The organism is Larkinella fluvii (assembly GCF_051857545.1).
Lineage (GTDB): Bacteria > Bacteroidota > Bacteroidia > Cytophagales > Spirosomataceae > Larkinella.
In genome coordinates, this window is sequence record NZ_JBPZHB010000010.1 from 163688 (window position 1) to 181400 (window position 17713).

The 17713-nt window shown below is 51.7% G+C and carries 9 protein-coding genes; 3 read left to right on the forward strand and 6 right to left on the reverse strand.

All coding sequences use genetic code 11. The features are described 5' to 3' along the window. Positions 1 to 18: 18 nt before the first annotated feature. Positions 19 to 5121, forward strand: a complete 5103-nt coding sequence (locus ACS5NO_RS26050) for a DUF8693 domain-containing protein (RefSeq protein WP_439417851.1) — start codon at positions 19 to 21, stop codon at positions 5119 to 5121. 158 nt (positions 5122 to 5279) lie between these two features. Next, the gene (locus ACS5NO_RS26055; RefSeq protein WP_439417852.1) at positions 5280 to 8879 is read left to right on the forward strand and encodes a tetratricopeptide repeat protein; all 3600 of its coding nucleotides are present in this window, start codon (positions 5280 to 5282) and stop codon (positions 8877 to 8879) included. Here the strand turns inward: ACS5NO_RS26055 and ACS5NO_RS26060 are convergent. Next, complete coding sequence (locus ACS5NO_RS26060; RefSeq protein ID WP_439417853.1) at positions 8876 to 9652, reverse strand: M90 family metallopeptidase; 777 nt, start codon at positions 9650 to 9652, stop codon at positions 8876 to 8878. The two genes, ACS5NO_RS26055 and ACS5NO_RS26060, sit on opposite strands and share 4 nt — an antisense overlap. A gap of 12 nt (positions 9653 to 9664) precedes the next feature. Continuing rightward, a complete protein-coding gene (locus ACS5NO_RS26065; RefSeq protein ID WP_439417854.1) occupies positions 9665 to 11539 on the reverse strand; it encodes a CocE/NonD family hydrolase in 1875 nt (624 codons plus the stop codon). Between the two features lie 120 nt (positions 11540 to 11659). Between ACS5NO_RS26065 and ACS5NO_RS26070 the strand changes: the two genes are divergently transcribed. Then, positions 11660 to 12529, forward strand: coding sequence for an alpha/beta hydrolase (locus ACS5NO_RS26070; RefSeq protein ID WP_439417855.1), 870 nt, complete (start codon positions 11660 to 11662; stop codon positions 12527 to 12529). Positions 12530 to 12534: 5 nt separating this feature from the next. Here the strand turns inward: ACS5NO_RS26070 and ACS5NO_RS26075 are convergent, their stop codons facing one another. The 4 genes from ACS5NO_RS26075 to ACS5NO_RS26090 all read right to left on the reverse strand — a co-directional run bounded on the left by ACS5NO_RS26075 (position 12535) and on the right by ACS5NO_RS26090 (position 17643). Next, a complete protein-coding gene (locus ACS5NO_RS26075) occupies positions 12535 to 13920 on the reverse strand; it encodes a DUF4403 family protein (RefSeq protein WP_439417856.1) in 1386 nt (461 codons plus the stop codon). Positions 13921 to 14016: 96 nt separating this feature from the next. Then, the gene (locus ACS5NO_RS26080; RefSeq protein WP_439417857.1) at positions 14017 to 14538 is read right to left on the reverse strand and encodes a GreA/GreB family elongation factor; all 522 of its coding nucleotides are present in this window, start codon (positions 14536 to 14538) and stop codon (positions 14017 to 14019) included. Between the two features lie 77 nt (positions 14539 to 14615). After that, a complete protein-coding gene (budA, locus tag ACS5NO_RS26085; RefSeq protein ID WP_439417858.1) occupies positions 14616 to 15398 on the reverse strand; it encodes an acetolactate decarboxylase in 783 nt (260 codons plus the stop codon). A 103-nt stretch (positions 15399 to 15501) separates the two neighbouring features. Continuing rightward, positions 15502 to 17643, reverse strand: a complete 2142-nt coding sequence (locus ACS5NO_RS26090; protein ID WP_439417859.1) for a xanthine dehydrogenase family protein molybdopterin-binding subunit — start codon at positions 17641 to 17643, stop codon at positions 15502 to 15504. Positions 17644 to 17713 lie beyond the last annotated feature (70 nt).

A 17713-nucleotide genomic window follows, 5' to 3' on the forward strand; every position in this document is an offset into this window, starting at 1 on the left:
CCCTTACTAAACCTTACAATGAATAACTCCGCCCGCCGGAGAGTTGCTGCCCGGCGGTTTTGGCTTTTACTTCCGATGTTCATTTGGGTAACCAGCAGCGTGTTTGCGCAGACCACCTGGACCGGGGGTATCGATACCGCCTGGGACAAACCGGGCAACTGGTCGGCGGGGGTGCCGGATGCAGCCGACGATGTCGTTATTCCCGACGTAACGAACGACCCCGTCATTGCCGGAGGTACGGCGGCTTTGGCCCAATCGGTGCTCATTCAGGCCAGTGGCTTGCTGACCATCAACGCGACCGGAAGCCTGACCATCAACGGTTTTGCCACGTACAGCACCCCGTCTGAGTTCACGGCGGGTTTGAACAACCTGGGGACAGTCGACAACAGCGGCAACCTGACCCTGGGTTCGGTCGCCAGCGTCGGAAAATACGGAATGATCAACCAGGGAAGTTTTACCAACAAAACCGGTGGTGAAATCCACATGGACCGTTCGACCGATACCGGAATTTTTCAGGCCAGCGGTACTTTTACGAACGAAGCAGACATTTCCATCGGACTGCTGGCTGATATTGGGCTGCACGGTATCTGGAACGATGCCACCTTCAACAATACCGCAGGGACCATCCGCATTGATCGCGCGACGTTTCGGGGGCTGGTGAACTATGCCGAAGCCGCAAAATCGATCGACGCTACCTTTACCAATTCTGCCACCATCACCATTACCAATGCCACGACCGTTTCGGCCGGGACCTCGACGACGGCTGGCAGTGCGGGCATTGAAACACGGGGAACGTTCAACAATAATGCAGAGGGCGCCATCACCATCGATCGCACCAGCGGAACGGGGCTTTATCACGCCGACGGCACCTTCACCAATGCTGCGGCCATCACCATCGGGGCCACAGAACCGGCGGGAAATTATGGGTTGTCGAGCTGGGGAACGTTCAACCACACGGGCGGCCAGATCCGGATCGACCGCGTCAACGAAATCGGGCTGCTCAACGCGTCGGGGTCGTTCACCAATTCGGCGTCCATCACCATCGGCGCGAACGCCGGTGTCGGAGCTACGGGAGTAGAAAACCAGGCGACTTTTATCAACAAAGCGGGGGCCGACCTCCACATCGATCGTTCCTCGTACGTCGGCCTTCATCAGGCCGCCAGCACCTTTACCAATTCCGGGACCGTCACCATCGGGGCCTCGGAGATTGTGGGGACGTACGGTCTGATCAGCCGGGCGGCTTTTACCAACCAGGGGAGCGGCCAAATCCGCATTGATCGGTACGGCACCACCGCGCTGTTTCACCGGTCCGATACCTTCACCAATGCGGCCACCATCACCATCGGGGCGCAGGCCAGCGTCGGGCTTCAGGGAATCAGGAACGATGCGACGTTCAACAACACCATCGGCGGGAGCATCCACATCGATCGTACCTCCGAATGGGCGGTGATGAACAATGGGGACGTCGCCCAGTCGATCCATGCGACCTTCACCAATTCGGCCGACCTCACCATCGGAGCAAACACCAACGTGGGGGCTTATGGCGTCTGGAACAAGGCTACGTTCAACAACAATCCGGGAGGTCATATCCGAATCGACCGCTCGACCGACACCGGGCTTTATCACGCCAGCGGTACCTTCACCAACGCAGCCGACCTTACCATCGGTGCAAATGCCACGGTGGGGTATCACGGCCTCTGGAATAGTGCCACCTTCAACAACACGGGTGGAACCACCCAAATTGATCGCTCCTCGCTGCGGGCGCTGGTGAACCATGCCGACGAACTCGAGTCGATCAATGGAATCTTTACCAATTCGACGACCATTTCCATCGGATCTATCGCTGCAGTGGGACACTCGGGTATTGAAAACCGGGGCACTTTTAACAACAATTCGGGCGGAACGATTGCTATTGATCGTTCCGATAACTACGGGGTTAATCTCATCGCCGGCACAATCACCAATGCAGCCGCCATCACCATCGGTGGCATTGCCGGTGTGGGATATGTGGGCATTCGCGTTCAGGAAGCCGGTAATTTCAAGAATAATGCCGGGGGAAACATCCGCATCGATCGCTCCACGACGATCGGAGTGTACATTGCCGAAGGAAGTTTTACCAATTCGGCGACCCTCACCATCGGCGGATCAGAAACTATCGGGCAGTACGGTATTTATAATTACGGCGTATTTTCGAATGCAGGCGGCCACATCCGGGTTGACCGCTCGACCAAATATGGAATTTACAATGCTTCGAATCTCGGCCTTTCGGGTTCGTTCACCAATTCGGCGACCATTACCATCGGTGGCGTAGCGGGTGTCGGCGAGTACGGGATTTACAACGTTGGTCCCCTCAACAATTCCGGAGGAACCATCAGCATCGATCGCTTTACTGAAGCCGGTATTATCAATACGAAAATTTCGAATGATCAGGGTAAAGGTACGGTGACCAATGAGGCCGCCATCACCATTGGAGCATCTGAAAGTACAGGGAAGTATGGTATTGTAAATGAGAATTCCTTTACAAATACCGGAACGGGCGGCCATGTCCGGATTGACCGTTCCAGCGAAATTGGGCTTTACAACCGTTTGGGAACGTTCACGAATGCAGCCGCCATCACCATCGGCGGGGTAGCGGGTGTGGGTTCGACGGGTCTGGAGAACCAGGCCACCTTTGCCAACCAAGCGGGAGGAGACCTCAAAATCGACCGTTCCTCGTACGTCGGGCTTCACAACATCACCCTGACAGCGCCCGCTTCCTTTACCAATGCCGGAACCCTCATTATTGGGAGCCTTGACGTTGTGATGCAGTATGGCATCATCAACCGGGCGGGTTTTGCCAACCAAACGGGGGGGCAAATCAACATCGACCATTTCTTTCTGGGCGGTTTGGATATCGAAAAGGACGACTTCGCGAATGCCGGAACCGTTACCATTGGCGCATTAACGCCAGCGGATAACAAACTACTGGCGCATTTTAATGAGTCATTCGGTAGTACCTTCACCAATAAAACCGGCGGGGTATTCCAAGGAACCGGTGCCATTGATGGCGCCAACTTCCTCCACGCGGGCGGCACGCTGTCGCCGGGGTATTCGCCTGGCTGGATCAGTTTTAACGGGAGCCGGGATTTTGGCAACAGCACCCTGGAAATCGATGTGAAAGGAACCGGCACGGCGGGTGTCGACTACGATCAGATTTCCGTGAACTACACCGCCACCATCAGCGGTACGTTAACCGTTTCAGTTGCCTATACCCCGACCAATGGCGATGAAGTGACCCTATTAAAGGCACCCTGGGGGCTCAATGGAACGTTCAGCTCCGTTACCGTTCCGTCTGGCTGGACGGTTTTGTATACCGCCAACGATGTCAAACTTGTTTATCAGGGAGCGGCTGCCGTTCCCAGCCTGACGGGTTTTACGGCCAATTCGGCTTCCGTTTGCGTAGGGAGTCCGGTCACCTTCACCGCCACTGTCGGGAATGTCACGGGCAGTTATGCCTACACGCTCACCAACGGCAATACACCGGTAACAGGCACGAGCAGCAGCAACCCGTTCAGCCAGACGCTGGTAGCCAGTGGCTCGGGTACCCAACGTTTCACCCTGACGATTCGTGCGGATGAGCAGTCAACCTCGGCCATGAGTGAGCTGGTCGTTGCTGCAATACCGTCCGTTCCCAACCTCACCAGCACCACCGTCACGCAGGGGGGGGCAGCGGTCAATTTAACGGCCAGTAATTGTTCGGGGACGATCCATTGGACCGGGCCGGGCGGTTCTTCGGGGACCGGGGCCATCACCGTTGTCACCAGCACGCCCGGAGCCTTTGTCTATCAGGTCGTTTGTACGGCCAATGCCTGTACCAGCGATCCCGCCAGTGTAACCGTGGTGGTCAACCCTCCAACCATCACTGGTTCCTTCGATGGGTTCATTTACGGGGCCGATTGCGCCACGTTCCGGGGTTGGGCCTGGGATCGCAACAAACCCAATACCGTCCTTTCGATTGACATTCTCGACGGCGCGAACGTGATTGCCACCCTCATGGCCGACCAGTTTCGGCAGGATTTGCTGAACGCAGGGAAGGGGAACGGAAAACACGCCTTTATCTGGTCGATTCCCGAAAATCTTAAAGACGGTTTGCCCCATAGTCTCTCGGCGCGGGTGACGGGCAGCAGCTTTGTGCTGAGAGATTCGCCAAAAGCCCTGATCTGTCAGGGAAACGCCGGACCGGGGGGCAACAGGGCTCCGCAACCGCCCACGCCGACGGTTTTGATTACGCCCGTGGTGGCTCAGGTCGGCGTTCCTTTCTCGGGAACGCTGGTGGCCTTCACCGATCCGGATGGTGATGCGCTGATGTATGCCCTGAGCGGACTGCCGGAGGGCTTGTCGATCGACCCCACCACGCGGGTCATCAGCGGAACGCCTACCGAAGCGGGCACCTTTGTGCTGGCCTACTCGGCCACGGATGGCCACCTCACCAACTCGGTGAGTTTCCCGTTGACGGTTCAGCCGACATCGACCACGACGGTGACGGGCAGCTTCGAAGGCTATCTGGACAAACTGGATTGCGGAGGCATCCGGGGCTGGGTTTGGGACCGCAACAAACCCAACACACCACTGACGGTCGAGTTTTACCTCGAACCCAGTCCGGGCAACATCACGGTGTTGGGCAGCACCCTGGCCAATATTTCCCGCCAGGATCTGAAGGACGCGGGCAAAGGCAACGGCGCACATGCCTATCAGTTTACGCCACCGGGCAGTGTCACCACCGGGACGCTGGTGCTGGCGCGGGTGTTGGGGTCGAACTTTGTGCTGAAAGGTTCACCCAAAGTGTTCCAGTGCGCCCCGGCCCGGTTGTCGGCCGAATTGAAACCGGAACTTCAGGTCACGATTCTGGGAAACCCGGTTTCTGGAGATCAGGTGGCGGTAGAAATCCGGGGTGCCGGGGGCCAGGCGGTTGACCTGCAATTGACGGATGTGAATGGTCGGCTGGTGAGTCACCACCGGATCGATCAGGCGAAAGCGGTTGAGCGTCAGTCGCTATCCGTCGGGCAACAACCAGCGGGCCTGTTCTTTCTTCGGGTACTACAGGGCGGGAGCCAGGTTACGCTGAAAATACAGAAACTGTAACCTGGCTTTTTCAGGATCGATTCCCCAAACCGGAATGGCAAATTCCGGTTTGGGGAATTTTGTTTTATGAGCTATTGGTTTGTGTAAATCATCCTATTAGATCATTTGCTGATTGATAATTCGGTATCTTGGGTTTTGACTGGTACTCTTCCTATCCCATGCAGAAAAATATCGATGATAACGACTTTGAGGAACGTTTATATCCGCAGAAAAGCACTCTTTTTTTACGAATCAACAAAAAGGAAAATTCAACCTACGAAGCCATACTTTCGTTAAAATCCGAAGGTAGCACGTCAATTAATCAGATTCTCGAAACTGTTCAATTGAACATTTCTGAAGATCTTTTTCTACAGGTTAACAGCTTTCAGAGTCTTCGGCGGGGAGTAGCTGTTAGTATTTTGCGAAGCGGTTTTGAAACAAACCTAACCGAGAATTGGGAAGCAACGCTTTCAGAAGCCATTTATCAGACCTTTTTTTCGGGAGAAATCGGGATCATTTGCCACGATTTTCTCGATAAACTACAAAGGAATAAAATTCAGGAGCTTCTTCTTGTCATTTCGACGGTAGACGAGCGCATTCAAAACCTGCCTTGGGAGATGGTTTTACCCAGGCTGAACCCCGACGGTGATTACGGTTTGCCGAAAAACAATTTTGGACTAATCCGTAGCAGGGAGGAGACCTGGAATCAATTCGATCTGCGAGGTTCAACTGTGGAATACGCTCCTCTAAAGTTGCTCTTCATTCCAGCATTGCCAGAAAACTTGCCAGAAACGAGTAAGACGCTTGAAATTGAGAAAGAGCAACGTAAGATCATTGATGCCGTGCGCGCTCTGGAAGTTACGGGTGACCTGCGTCCAAAATTGGTCATGGAAATTCTGGACTGCGCTGATCTGGAAGAAATTAAGAAATCTTTACGATCCAATAGCCATGATATTGTCCATATCAGCGGACATGGGGCCTATGCGGAAGAAATAAAAGCTGGTATTCTCCATCTGGAGAATGAGGATGGAGATGAGCAAAAAACCACCGGTCATGAGTTAGGAAAGGTCTTGAAGGAATTCTCTTCGATCAAGTTGGTGGTATTGAGTGCCTGTGAAACCGCAGTTGGAGGGGCAGAAGGCAGCACCGCCGAACAAATAGCTGCCGTAGGCTTGCCCGCTGTGTTGGCGATGCGGTTTTCGGTATCGGATGAAGGAGCAATCCGGTTTAGCGAAAAGCTCTATGAACGACTTGCTGATGGGGATACTCTGACTAAGGCCGTTCATGAAGCCCGGATACGTTTATGGGAGGATGAAATGGGTCGGCAAAGGAATGCTTCAGTGAATAAACGGGCCGAGTGGTATACACCCGTTTTGTATCAAAATCAGCCGATAAGCTCTCTTGTCAAACTGGAACGACCTGAGCAATACAACTTCGAGATTCTAAACCGCATTTATCCCAAAGTAGCCTTTGTAAAAGAAAACCACACCCGACTGATTGGTGAGGGATTTATTGGTCGCAAACGGTTATTGATCCAATTGCGGCAATTGTTTAAGCAGGGTAAACATGTTTGTCTGCATGGTTTAGGCGGTTTGGGGAAAACCACAACAGCCGAAGCCTTCGCTAATCATTATCAGCCAAGGTGTAATACTATTATTTTTCGAAATGGTGCTGAAATTAATGAAGCCGTTATACTGGAAAGGGTTTTTACCGAATGGAACGAGATTACGAAGCCCAAAGCAACAGTAGCACAGCAATTGAAAGCTCGGTTGGATGATCCAAATGTTGAAATTGAGCAGAAAATACAAGCCCTGATCAACAACTGTTTGAATGGACACCGCACCATTCTAATTTTCGACAATTTTGAGGATGTGCAGACCGACGAAGACGGGGAATTGCAGCAAACGATTGTTTCGGAAAGTCTACGACTTTTCTTACGCAATTTGCTCCAGAAAGCGCCACGGACCTGTCACGTTCTCTTCACGACTCGATATCTCATTCCCGATTTCGATAATCTGGTGACACATCGGGCTATCAATAAAATGAGTTATGCTGAACAATATCGGTTTCTAAATTTCTCTGAAACGCTCCGTAGACTGCCCGAAAAAGAACGAGATATTATTCACCGCCGGATTGATGGACATCCTCGCGCGCTGGAGTTTCTGGAAGGCTTATTCACAAAAGACCAGACCTTCGATCTGGCATATCTGGATAAAGTAGATGTCGACTTTTCAGAGAAAGTGCTGCTGGAACGCATCCTGAGCCGGTTAAATGCAGCTGAACAGGAAGTCTTTACAGTAGCTTCTGTATTTTTCAGCCGTTCGCCTTTAGCGGCTTTGAGTGCCGTCATGGAAAAAGAAAATGAGGAGTTAATGCCGGTTTTGGCTTCTCTACGTGACTGGTCGCTTTGTTTTTGGGATGAAATGGCGCAGACGTTTGAGGTGCATGCGTTGACAAGGGCTTGGATGAGGAGTAAGGGAAAACCGGATCAACAACAATTTGAAGGACTGTCAGAAAACGCAGGAGATTACTTTAGAAAACTTGCATCTGTAGAGGCTTTATTAAATGCGATTGGATATTTTGAGAATGCTAAAGTTTGGAGTAAGTATACGGAAACTATATTTCGGTTGGAAAATTATTTTAATTTGATAGGATATTACCCTGCTGAAATCGAATTAAATATATTAATATTAAAAAATAATATTTTACCTAAAAATAATGCTCAAGCATTGAATAATTTAGGTACTATTAAACTTGCTTTGGGCGATTATAAGGAGGCTCTAGAGTATTTTGAACAGAGTTTGGTAATATTGCGCCAAGTAGGAGATAGAAGTGGAGAATACGAAGTACTTGGGAATATAAGTCATATATTTAAAGCTTGGGGTGACTACAGAAAAGCTTTTGAATATTCGAAAAATAATTTGGAAATATATCGTAAAGATGGGTATAAGAAGGGGGAAGGACACGCTTTAGAAAGTATTGGACGACTATATTACCTACAAGGCAGTTTTTCAATAGCACTAAAGAATTTACAAGATAGTTTGAAAATTTATCAACAGCTGAAATATAAAAGAGGAGAAGGTGCTGTGTTAAATAATATTGGTCTTGTTTATATAGGACTAGAGGAGTATCCTACAGCACTAAAATATTTAGAAGACAGCTTAAGGATTTATAATGATATTCAAGATGTTCGTGGACAAGGTTCTTCATTTAATGATATCGGACAGATTTATTTAAACAAGGGAGAATATGAGTTAGCCATTGAGTTTTTTGAGAAAAGTCGAACAATTCGCCAAAAAATAGGAGATAAAGATGGTATTGGAATTACATATAATTGTCTTGGAAATGCTTATTTTTATCTTGGAGAATATAAGTTGTCTTTAGAATACTTTGAGCAAAGCTTAGATATTCATCGTCAAACTGGAAATTTAGGAGAAGAAAGTAGATGTCTCAATAATATTAGCCAAATTTGCATTCGAAAAGGTGCTTATAAAAAGGCATTAGATTTCCTAGGTGAAAGCCTGAAAATCCAAGATTTTGTTGGAGATAAAGAGTTTATAGGTGTTATTCTGTGCAATATGGCAGAGATTTATTTTCAATATTATGAAGATTATGTAAAAGCAATTCGCTTGTTATTTAACAGCTATCTTCAATTAAAAAGTATAAAATCTCCCCAAATCTATCTTACCCAAAATTTGAGCAATCATTTTATTCAAAAAATAGGAAAAGATCGCTTCAACCAAATCCTCGAATCCATTAAAAACAACCCACCAACCTAAACCCCCGGCCGCTGCTGAAAAATCTCCTCCAACCGCGCAAACAACTCCGGGTGTTGTTCCTTCAGCAAATCCGGGCGTTTAAAGAAATATTCCGACACCACGGCGAAGAATTCGGCTTCGTTGGTCAGGGCGTAGGGGTCGATGTCGGAGCGGTTGGCCTGGATGTCAGCCAGGGTGGCGTGGATCAGTTGCAGCCAGGGTTTGACGTGGTTGCGGTCAAGGAAAAACCGTGGGGTTCCGTCGGTGGCGCCGTCGGCTTTGTCGAGGAGGTGGACAAACTCGTGAATGCCGGTATTCTCGGTGCTGGCTTCGTCCGCAAAGCCTTCGTGGAGCGCCGGTTTCGACAACGCCATCGTGCTTTGCAATGCGCCACCTTCACCCACCATGCCCAGGATATTGCGCCCTTTTCCGTCGGTTTCAAAAGCCGTATTGAAGCGGTCCTCGTACAGCAAGACCGTCGTCAGCCGGTAAAACGACCAGTCCTTAAATCCAAAAAGGATGATCACCGCGCTGCTGGCCACCAGCACTTTATCCAGTTCATCGACCGTCGTGCCGACGCCCTCGATGCGGGTTTGACTTAAAAACTGGTTGACGCGCTCTTCAAATTTCTTTTTATTGTCGTCGCTCAAGGCGCGGTAATACGCGACGTGTTCCTGCAACAACGGGCGGTAATCCGTCGTTGCGGGTGGGCTAATCGGGCGGCTCCGTCGCCGGTAGTGCCAGATTAGCCCGCCGAGCAGCAGGACAGCAAGACCAAAAATCAAATAGGCCATGCAAAAAAGAATTTACAACTTCGAAACCGGCAGTACGATGCGGCTGGCGGCTTTTCCGCTATGGTGAATTTTGATCGTTGCTTTCTGGAAATCAGCGTCTTTGGCGTGGTAGATGTCCACGAATTTCTGCGGATTCCGGTCTACCAGCGGGAACCAGCTACTTTGAATTTGCACCATCAGCCGGTGACCTTTTTTGAACGTATGCGCAACGTCCGGCAAAGTATATTTGACGGTCGTGACCTGATCCGGCACAAAAGCGACCGGTTTTTCAAAACTGTTGCGGAAACGCCCCCGCATCACTTCGCCCCGCACCATCATCTGGTAGCCGTTCATCAGGTATTGATCGGTTTTGCTGTACTCGAAATCGTCCGGGAAAACGTCGATCAGCTTCACCACAAAATCGGCGTCGGTGCCGCTGATGCTTACCTGCAAATCGGCGGTGAGCGGCCCGGCCAGCGTCAGATCTTCTTTCAGAACATCGGTTTCGAAAACCAGCACGTCCGGGCGGGCAGCCGCAAACCGCTGGTCGTCCGTCATGTATTCGCGGGTGCGGTTCACGATGACGCCGTCGGTGTACGGAACGGGTTTGGCCGGATCACTCACGTAAGCCGTAAACGAGGGCGTGGCGGTGGTCGGTTTGGTAAAGTTCAACGCGCCGTTGGGTTGCAGGTAAAGGGCGGTTTCGGTGGTGCTGACCGGGGGCCATTGGTCGAACTGATGCCACTGGTTTTCGCCGGTAAAAAAAATGTTGGCTTCCTTGATCTGGTCGATATTCCCTTTGCCTTTCAGGTGAAAATTGAAAAACGGAACTTCCATTTTGCTGGCATACCATTCGCTGGTGGGGCTGCCAAACTGCACGTTGCCCAGCGAAGAACCATCGCTGCCGCGCCCGGCCCACTGCCCGTGAAACCAGGGGCCCATGATGATTTTGTTGTTATTTTTGGCCTTTTTTTCAATGTCGGTATACGTGGCCCAGGCACCGTAGCAGTCTTCTGCGTCGAACAAACCGCCGACGATCAGCGTGGCAATACCGGGGGCAATGTCACCGACGAAGTTGCCGACATTGCGACTCTTCCAGAAGGCGTCGTAATTCGGATGTTGCATGAGGTCTTTCCAGAACCGGATGCTGTCACCGGCATACTTCGTGAAGTTCGGAATGGCTCCGGTGCGCAGGAAAAAATCGTAGCTGTCTTTGGTCGGGGGCGAGAAGCCTTTGGGACCCACGGTGGTGGGCTTGGGTCGGGGCGCTCCGAAACCGCGCCGGATGTAGAAATTGAACGCATCCATGAGCATCAAAGCGCCGTTGTGGTGGAAATCGTCTCCCTTAAACCACTCGGTCACCGGGGCTTGCGGGCTTACCGCTTTCAGGGCCGGGTGTTTGCTCAGGGCCGCCATGGTCGAATAAAAACCGGGGTACGAAATGCCGAATACACCGACTTTGCCGTTGTTATCCGCCAGATTTTTCACAAGCCAGTCGATGGTGTCGTACGTGTCGCTGGCTTCATCGACATCCGTTTTGGCGGTTTTGGTCGGATTATACGGACGAATATCTTCAAAAACCCCCTCGCTCATCCAGCGCCCGCGCACGTCCTGCACCACCATGATATAGCCTTCTTTCAGGTATTCTTTGTAGTGATTGGAGTAGAAATTCCGGTATGCCTTGTCGCCGTACGGTGCGCAGGAATAGGGCGTTCGGGACATCAAAATCGGGTGTTTTTCGGACTGATCGGTGGGGGCGTAAATAGAGGTGAAGAGCTTTGTTCCGTCCCGCATCGGAATGTAGATTTCCTGTTTGGTGTAGTGGTTACGGAACCAGGTGGAATCGGGGGTTTGGGCGTGAGCGAGCACTGGCAGCAAGGCCAGCAGAATCCAGTAAAAACGTTTCATGGTTGTATTCGATTGATTGAGCGATGAACGGGAAGTAAGATAAGGAAGAAACTCAGAAAACCGTTACCTTGCTTTCAATTAAAATGGTGGGCCTTTCCACTCTCAAACGTTTCGATTTTCATGCAGTTTCTCTGGCTGATTTGCCTGTTGGTTTCCCTGCCCGGTTTTGCGCAGGAGAGCCGGGTTTTCGATGATCTGACGATCAAAAGCTCTCTCCTGAAAAAAGACAAGAAGTTTGCGCTCTACCTGCCACCCGGTTACGAAACTTCCCAGCGGGCCTACCCGGTTTTGTATCTGCTCCACGGCGGGGGCGACGACCAGACGGCCTGGCTCCAGTCGGGGAATATGCAAGCCATTGTCGATAAGGAGATTAAAGAAGGTCGAATCTCGCCGGTGATTGTGGTGATGCCGGATGCCGAGATGACGTTCTACATGAACAACGTGGCCGGGAAATACCAGTATGAAGACTTTTTTATGAAAGAATTGATCCCGTTTATCGAAAAAACGTACCGTTGTCGGACGGAGAAACGGTTCCGGGCGGTGGCGGGTTTGTCGATGGGCGGTTTTGGTTCGCTCCTGTATGCGATGCATCATCCCGATTTGTTCGGTTCCTGTGCGGCCCTGAGCTCGGGCGTTCGGACCGATCAGCAGATTAAGGAAATGCCGCATCAGGAATATTTGCGCCGGTACCGTTCCACAATGGGCGAGTTGAAGGAAGGCGAAAACCGCATCACCGATTTCTGGAATCAGAACAGCATTCTGTATCTGGTTCAGAAAATGCCGGAAGCGCAAAAGAAAGCTGTCCGGTTTTACCTCGATTGCGGAGACGATGATTTACTGCTCTACCGGGGCAATTCCGAGTTGCATGACCTGATGCGGGATGTGAACATTCCGCACGAATATCGGGTCCGGAATGGTGGTCATACCTGGGAATACTGGCGTACGGGTTTGCCGGATGCATTGAACTTTATCAACCAGAGTTTTCAGTAGATTGGTTACAACTGTTTTACCCGCACCGCTACCTTCGATTGCACATGGATCAGTGCCTGAATCCCGTCGGGCCGGATCGCGATTTTCTGCGGGGTAAACCGGAACGACTGGATGCCGAGATCGGTTTTTTTGCCGGTTTCTCCTTTTTTGAACGACTCGCTGATGGTTTGCGGGAGCTTTTCGATTTCACCGCCCAGCGAAATCGTCAGAAAACTTTCCAACACTTTGATGAGGCCGTTGTGGACGAGAGAGTTTGAAAATTTGGAGAGTTCACGGACGGTTCCGGCGTCGAAGTCCAGGTTTTTGATGCGGAGCGTGTTGGACAGCGTATCAAACGTGGGGCGACCTTTCAAGTAAAGTGTGCCGTTGAGCAGCCCGCTGACCTCGGTTTTGACAATCAACGAACGTTGACCGCCGTACACCGAGGCTTTCCGGATGGTCAGCGCACCCAGCAGAATCTTCTTTTTCTCTTTGGCCAGTGTTCGGGTTAGCATTCGGTTGATGTCGGCATACGGAATCACACTCAACAGACGAAGGTCCGAGACCTGAGAAACCTTTTCCCGTTTTTGTAGAAGTGGCAATTTAACTTCCGAGTGGCCCGGTTTTGTGGGTTGCAACACGGTTTTGGTGGCGAAAGCAATCCGTAAGTGCGTCGTGATGTTGACCGAATCCCCGTCGATGGGACTGGCCTCGACGCCGAGTGGTATGGGCAGAAGCCAGAGACCGAACTGGCGGTCGATCAACAGCGGTTTCTGGATATTCTGCCAGATCGGCATTACCATCTGGTCGAGCCGGAGTTCCTTGTAAACCGCTGTATCAATGGCAGACTCAATGTCCGACTGGTGTTTGTCAAGAAGTTTTTTGGCAAAATTGGTCAGCGAAATGTCTTTGCCCAGAAACCGGATCTCAGGTTCGACAATCCATTCATAGTTCGTGAATTGCACCTTGCTGGCCAGCCGCCAGTTCGGCGTCACCGTCAGCGGACTTTGAAAGTTGACGTGAAGCGAACAGAAGGGCCGCTGTTCGGCGGTTTTGCCGGCGCTGAATGGCGAGTTGATATACAGTCCCAAAGGGGCCGAAAATTTCACCTGATTGTTGACATACTGGATGCGAACCGGCCCGGAACGCACGACCTTGAACGGGAAAATACCGCCCGACTTTCCACTCGATGAGCCTTTGCCAACCAGCACGGGATCAAGCTCCTGGTTAATTTTTTCCTGTAATTCCTTCAGTGTAAATGTGATTGGGCCGGCCAGATAAGACGTGTCGCCGGGAATGGCGGGATCGAAGCCTTCGGCTTTAGGTGGTTGAGGGGCGGTTTCCTGGCACCGCGTCAACGTAAGAAGGAGGGCCAGGCCAAGGGTCAGGCGAAATAAAAACCGTATTGTCATTCAAGAGGGAAGGCCGTAAGCGGAGAACCTTAACCTTACAAACTATGGTTCTTTTGTGGTTGTTTGCGCCGAACCGTAATTTCTGCCGGTTCTTTTCTATTCCATTTCATATCCAATCGCCGTTATTTCCAAAATTTCTTCTCCCTGTACGGTCCGCAGGGAAACCACATCGCCTACCCGCTTGCCCTGAATGGCGCGGGCAATGGGCGCCGTAAAAGCGATAAGTCCCTGCGAAGCATCAGCCTCATCGACGCCAACAATCGTAAACCGGCGTTCAGTCCCCGGTGATTTTCCGGTTTTGGTTTTCAGAACGACGGTGGCTCCAAAGCGAACTTCGTCCTGCGGGTGAGAATCCACCACTTTTGCACTCGAAATCCGTTGGTTGAGGTTGGCGATTCGCCCGTTCAGCAGCGCCATTTGTCGGCTGCGTTCATTTTCATCGAGTACCTCACTGGCTTGTAAGTGAGCATGTTCCGTTTCCAGTTCAATCAGTTCCTCACGCAGCCGCGCCAGTCCTCGTGGTGTTACATAATTCGTTACGCCGGGTGGCAAGGGCGCGCGGGCGGGGATCACCACCGGCGCATCGGCGGTTTCGTTTTTTAAGAAGGCACTGCTCATTCCGGTAGTTTGCTGGAGGCAAAATGGTTGGGTCCAAAGAATTGAAACCACCGGGATAACCAATTGTTTAGATTAGCCTATAACGTTACCTTCCCGAAGTCGAAATGGGTGTTCAGTTCTACGTAATAGCCTTTGGTGCGGTCGATCTCGACGGTAACTTGGGTGGCCGTAAAATCGTAAACGTGCCCGCCTGATTTAAGGTCGTCCGCCAGATAATGAAAGTGAAAACCGGGAACGTTCACCTTTTCCATATACGTCGGCACCAGAAAGCCGACGGCAACGCCGGTGGTATTCGTCAGGTTGAAAATGACCTGTGATTTGGCCAGGTGATCGTTTAACGTCGGATACGGTTTTTGGGCAGGGGCGGGGGCGCGCGTGGTCAGTTTCGCAAAAGTGCCTTTGATGCGGATGGCGTAAATTTCGTTGACGGGCAGCGCTGCCGCGATCCTTTTTTGAAGCTGGTCCAGGGTCATCCCGGCGGTTTGGACGGTAAAACTGGAGTCGGCTTTGAAAAACTTCACGAACGCCAGCGACGTGCTGTCGCGGTCGGCCACCTCGGAAACGCTGCCATTGGAGCGAATCCGGTACCGTTTGCCTTCGTTGATCACCAGTTCGCCATCCACCCGGTTGAAGGTACCGACGCCAAAATCGCCGTGTTTTTTCAACTCGCCGAATGTCAGGTTGCCGTCGAAAACGCCCGCCAGCAGCGCATTGATGATGGAGTACTGGTAGAGGAAATCCGTGGTGGAACTGGTAGCGGACGGGGCGTCTTCTTTGGTCGTACAGGACTGTCCGGTTAGGAAAATTAAACTGACAATTGAATAGAAAAAGGCACGTTTTATTCCATTTTTAATTTCCATTCAGGTCGTTGAGTAAGGCATATGAGGGGAGAACGAAAACGGTATTTGCTAATTGTGCTGATCGGGATAGCAAATCCTGATCAGCACAATCAGCAAATGTCACTTACGAAACGCCTTTGAAAACTTCCGTTTCAACAAAAGGCTGGTTATACAACCGTTTGCCGGTGGCTTTGAAAATGGCGTTGGCCACGGCTGCGCCCGCGGGTGGGAGTGAGGGTTCGCCCAAACCGGTTGGCTCGATCTCATTCTGAACAAAATGGACATCGACCTCCGGTACTTCATTCATCCGAATCAGCTTGTAATCGTTGAAGTTTTTCTGATCGGGAATGCCGTCTTTGAACGTGATATTGCCGTACATGGCGTGACCGATGCCATCGACCACACACCCGCGAACCTGCTGCTGCGCCCCGCTCTGGTTGATTACGATGCCACAGTCGGCGGCTGAGTATACTTTTTTCAAAACCGGTTTGCCTTTTTCAACCACCACTTCGCCAATCTGGGCCACATAGGAGCGGTGGGAGAAATAAACACTAAATCCCTGCGAAACGCCGGTCTTTTTCCCCCAGCCCGATTTCTCAACCGCCAGTTGAATCACGCCCTTCATCCGGTCGATGTCGTAGGTGATTTTGCCCGTCGGTTTTTGCTTGGCTTTGTCCAGTAATTCGAGCCGGAACTGCACCGGATCTTTGCCCGCGGCCTGGGCTACTTCGTCCAGAAACGCCTGTTCGGCAAACGCCAGGAAGTTGGTGATCGGCGCGCGCCAGGGGCCGGTCGTAATGGGCGATTTGTGGTCGATGCTGTCGATCAGGAGGTTGTCGACGGCACCCGACGGGAAGTTGTCTTCGCGGGTAGCATTCCCGGCATTGATGCTGGCACCCCGCAATTTATAGCCAATCAGGTTGTTCTGCGCATCCAGGGCCGCTTCGAAGCGGTAGCGAACGGCCGGGCGATAAATCCCACCGGTCATGTCGTCTTCGCGCGTCCACATCACTTTCACCGGCGCATTGACGGCTTTGGAAACCTGAACGGCTTCAATGGCGTAGTCGGTATTAAGTCGCCGACCAAAACCGCCCCCCATGCGGGTCAGTTGCACGCTTACTTTTTCGGGCGGCAAACCCAGCAGTTTTGCTGTCTGATTACGGGCTGCTTCCGGCGTCTGGCTTGGTCCCACCAGCTCCGCGCTGTCGGGTTTGACGTGGGCGAAGAAGTTCATCGGTTCCAGTGGACTGTGCGGCAGAAACGGACATTGGTATTCGGCTTTCACGACTTTGGCGGCATTTTTGAAAGCGGTTTCAACATCACCATCTTTCCGCCGAACGGTCGTATTCGGGCTATCCAGCATTTCTTTAAATAGGCGGTTGTGATCCGAGGTGCTTTCCAGATTACCGTCTTTTTCCCACTCGATCTTGAGGGCATCTTTGGCCTTCTTAACCTGCCAGGTCGATTTGCCGACGACGGCCACGCTGTTGTTGATCGTCACGACGTTGACGATGCCGGGCATGGCTTTGGCCGCTGCCGAATCGACGGATTTCAGTTTATAGCCAAAAGCCGGGCGTTGCAACATGCCGATTAGCATGCCTTCGCGGTGGAAATCAAGCCCGAACAGCGGTTTTCCGGTCAGAATGCCGGGATTGTCAACATTTTTGATCGTTTGCCCGATCAGCTTGAAATCTTTGATTTCTTTCAGCTTGACATCCGCCGGAACCGGCATTTTTGAAGCCTCATTAGCTAACTCGCCGTAGCTCAGTTTGCGTTTGCTGGCAGCATGGAGCACGAATCCTTTGCTGGTGGTGCAGTCCGACGCCGACACGTTCCAGCGTTTGGCGGCAGCCTCCAGCAGCATGTGCCGGGCCGTAGCACCGGCCACGCGCAGCCGTTTCCAGGAGTGCGGAATAGAGCCGCTTCCCCCGGCGACCTGCCGTTCAAATTTCTGGGTATCGAGCGGGGCCTGTTCGACCACCACGTTTTTCCAGTCGGCATCCAATTCTTCCGCCACGATGATCGGGAAGGCGGTTTTGATCCCCTGGCCTACTTCCGGATTGGGCGACAAAATGGTGATGACGCCCTGTGGATTGATGGACAGGTAACTATTGAAATCGATGGCCGGAGCGGCCACGCCTTTGAGGGGCGCGCCAGCAACTGCGGCTTCGGAATCCGTCCAGTTGAAGCCCAGCAGGAGGCCTCCTCCGGTTGCTGCGGCAATTTTTAGAAAATTCCGGCGGTTATGATTGAGTTGTGAAGACATGTTGGTTTGGGGTTTGGGGTATTCGGTTTACGGTTTACGGTGGCTGACGCATTCATTTAGCGTGCGTCAG